The sequence below is a fragment of the Flammeovirga aprica JL-4 genome, assembly GCF_012844305.1.
Classification (GTDB): Bacteria; Bacteroidota; Bacteroidia; order Cytophagales; family Flammeovirgaceae; genus Flammeovirga; species Flammeovirga aprica.
Map to the genome: position 1 here is coordinate 1 of NZ_JABANE010000368.1, position 662 is coordinate 662.

The 662-nt window shown below is 25.8% G+C and carries 2 protein-coding genes; both read left to right on the forward strand.

All coding sequences use genetic code 11. The features are described 5' to 3' along the window. The first annotated feature begins 42 nt into the window (after positions 1 to 42). Positions 43 to 261: a hypothetical protein gene (locus HHU12_RS34410; RefSeq protein ID WP_169661212.1), complete on the forward strand. Its 219-nt coding sequence runs from the start codon at positions 43 to 45 to the stop codon at positions 259 to 261. Next, positions 262 to 507, forward strand: a complete 246-nt coding sequence (locus tag HHU12_RS34415) for a hypothetical protein (RefSeq protein WP_169661213.1) — start codon at positions 262 to 264, stop codon at positions 505 to 507. It abuts the gene before it with no gap. Positions 508 to 662 lie beyond the last annotated feature (155 nt).

The following is a 662-nucleotide window of genomic DNA, read 5'->3' on the forward strand; positions in this document are numbered from 1 at the left end:
GATGGTTTCTTCAATTCATGTCACCCAAAAACAGCTTTGTGATTGGGCGACGTAAGTTTATATACCTATATTTTTATTGAACATAAAGTAGGTAAAAAAGCTGGTGATAATGCTAGAATGGCGGCGGAGAAGGCTTATCAAAAGATCGATGATATAGCAAAAAAGAAGAAAGTAAAAGTTTTTGTTAAGAATAGACCTTTAATTAGAATTAAATACCTTGATGATCAAGGTCAATTACAATTATTTAAACCAAATATATAAATGAATATAAAAGAGAATTTCATCTTGTTTAATGGTTTACAACAAGATAAAATAGTTCAAGAAGAAAGTTTTTATAGAGAAATATTTTCAAATAAATTTTTAGGAGATTTTCAAAGAATGATTTTAGAATTTAAATCAATTCAAACTGGTGAATATGAGTTGTTTATGGAAGGTTCTTTTAATCTTGAAAAAATAATTAGTTTCATAAAATCAGACCTTTACAAACAAAATAATCTAAGTATATGACAAAAAATGACTCTCCATGAAATTGATTAAATTTGAATTTCGACATACAAAATTTATCAATTATGGAAAGTCAACACGAATATACGAAATTGTTTGAAAAAATAAATTCACAGATCAAAATCAACAAAGCTAGATTAGATTGTTTGACATATCTA